Raw genomic sequence first — 2397 nt, 5'->3', positions numbered from 1 at the left:
GGCCGATGCCCGCATCGTCGAGCTGCACGCAGTGCGCGTGCCACACGTCGTGGCCGACCCAGCCGAGATCTTCCGCATATTCGGCGGGCGTCATCCCGAACTTCTCGCGGCTGTACGCGATGTCGTTGACGTTCTCCGCGAGGTGGGTGTGCAGCGACACGCCGTATTCGCGCGCGAGCACGGCCGCGTCGCGCATCAGCTCGCGGCTCACCGAGAACGGCGAGCACGGCGCGACCACCACGCGCAGCATCGCGTAACGGCCTTCGTCATGATAGGTCTCGATCAGGCGCTGCGTGTCGCGCAGGATGTCGGGTTCGCGCTCGACGACCGAGTCGGGCGGCAGCCCGCCGTCGCGCTGGCCGACGCTCATCGCGCCGCGACTCGCGTGAAAGCGCATGCCGATCCGCTGCGCGGCGCCGATGCTGTCGTCGAGCCGGCTGCCGTTCGGGTAGATGTACAGATGATCGCTCGACGTCGTGCAGCCCGATTGCAGCAGCTCGGCCATCGCGGTAAGCGTCGACACCTCGATCATCTCGGGGCTCAGGTGCGCCCAGATCCGGTACAGGTTCGTGAGCCAGCCGAACAGCTCGGCGTTCTGCGCGGCCGGCACCGCGCGCGTGAGGCTCTGGTACATGTGGTGGTGCGTATTCACGAGCCCCGGGATCACGAGGTGCCCGCGCAGGTCGAGCACTTCGTCGGCCGTGTCGGGCAGCTCGGCGCTCGGGCCGACCGCGACGATCCGGTTGTCTTCGATGTAGAGCCCCGCGTCGCGCAGCTCGCGGCGCGTGTCGTCCATGGTCACGAGCACGTCGGCGTGCTTGACCAGCAGGGTTTTCGGGCGGGATGAGGAAGGGTTCGGCGCGCGTGCGCCGGCGTGCTGCTCGAGATTCATGCGTTCTCCGCGTCGGTCTGCCTCCAGGGCTGCCCTGGAAGCGGTCATACAGCCGTTCGAACGCTGAATCGCGGCACGCCCCGGTGCCTGCGTCCGTTCGAACGCCCTGGCCCGGTTACCCGGCGTGCTCGCCGTCTTCGGGGTACGCGCCGGCCACCGGCCGACGCGCACGGCGGCAGGATCGCCCAAGCGCGTGCCGCGCACAATACGCGATCCGGAATACGGCCCTTCAGGGATTCGGTATGGTACGCCGCCCGCCGCCCCACCGGGCGCTCGCAACCGGCGCGCGAAGCCCTTCCGCCCGGCCGTCGACAGCCGCTCATGCGCGGCGCATTATCTTCGATATCGCGCCCGTATTTGCGTGGGGAACCTTTTTACAATGCCTGCACGGCGCTCGCTTCACTCTCGCCGACGGGTATGTAGCCACGTGACGTGGAGCCTCGATCCGCCGCACAGTCATGGATCGAGTCGCCGCCGAACCTCGCATTCACACAAGGAACAACGAATGGGAAAGCTCACTACCCACGTACTCGATACGGCACACGGTCGCCCCGGCGCCGCCATCAAGGTGGACCTCTACGCGCTGGACGGCGAATCGCGCCGCGCGATCAAGACCGTGCTGACCAATAGCGACGGCCGCTGCGACGAACCCCTGCTCGAAGGCGCGGCGCTCGCCGCCGGCGAATACGAACTCGTATTCCATGCCGGCGACTACTTCGCGGCGCTCGGCGTGAAGGTGCCCGAACCCCGCTTCGTCGACCGCGTCGTGCTGCGCTTCGGCATCGCCGACACCGGCTCGCACTACCACGTGCCGCTGCTCGTGTCGCCGTGGTCGTACAGCACCTATCGCGGCAGCTGACAATCGAAGCAGCGCCTGCATCAAGACAAACGATCTGAGTCTGGAGGAGTTTCATGGAAGGCTTCATCACCGACTGGCTGAACCTCGCGCTGCGATGGCTGCACGTCATCGTCGCCATTGCGTGGATCGGCGAGTCGTTCTATTTCGTCGCGCTCGACAACAGCCTGAAACCGCCGACCGACCCGAACCAGCGCAAGCGCGGGGTGTTCGGCGAGCTGTGGCACGTCCACGGCGGCGGTTTCTACAACATGCAGAAGTACACGGTCGCCCCGCCGGAAATGCCCGATGACCTGCACTGGTCGAAGTGGCCGTCGTACACGACGTGGCTGTCGGGCTTCACGCTGTTCTTCGTGCTGTACCTGCTCGCCCCGAACACGTACCTGATCGACAAGAACGTGCTCGACATGGGCCCGGTCGTCGCCGTCGCGTCCGCGCTCGGCTTCCTCGCGGCCGGCTGGATCGTCTACGACTCGCTGTGCCGCATCCTCGGCACCAACGATCGCGTGCTCGGCATCTGCGTCGGCCTCTACGTCGTCGTCGCGGCATACCTCGCGTGCCACATCTTCTCGGGCCGTGCCGCCTACCTGATCGTCGGCGCGATGCTCGCGACGATCATGTCGGCGAACGTGTTCTTCGTGATCATCCC

Annotated in this window: 3 protein-coding genes; 2 read left to right on the top strand and 1 reads right to left on the bottom strand. The window is 66.8% G+C overall.

Annotated elements, in window-relative coordinates:
• On the bottom strand, window positions 1-892 hold an 892-nt coding region (locus JMF90_RS33580), incomplete at its 3' end, for an amidohydrolase family protein (RefSeq protein ID WP_201326038.1).
• 505 nt (window positions 893-1397) lie between these two features.
• Between JMF90_RS33580 and uraH the strand changes: the two genes are divergently transcribed.
• Together uraH and JMF90_RS33570 are read left to right on the top strand one after the other, a co-directional pair.
• Window positions 1398-1751 carry a hydroxyisourate hydrolase gene (gene uraH / locus JMF90_RS33575; RefSeq protein WP_011549584.1) on the top strand — a complete coding sequence of 118 codons (354 nt, stop codon included), beginning with the start codon at window positions 1398-1400 and terminating at the stop codon, window positions 1749-1751.
• A gap of 53 nt (window positions 1752-1804) precedes the next feature.
• Window positions 1805-2397: urate hydroxylase PuuD (locus tag JMF90_RS33570; RefSeq protein ID WP_201326037.1), on the top strand; the 593-nt coding region annotated here is incomplete at its 3' end.

The sequence above is a fragment of the Burkholderia sp. E168m23 genome, from assembly GCF_016586125.1.
In the GTDB taxonomy this organism is placed as follows: domain Bacteria; phylum Pseudomonadota; class Gammaproteobacteria; order Burkholderiales; family Burkholderiaceae; genus Burkholderia; species Burkholderia orbicola.
This window is presented reverse-complemented; position numbering and strand designations above follow the sequence as displayed.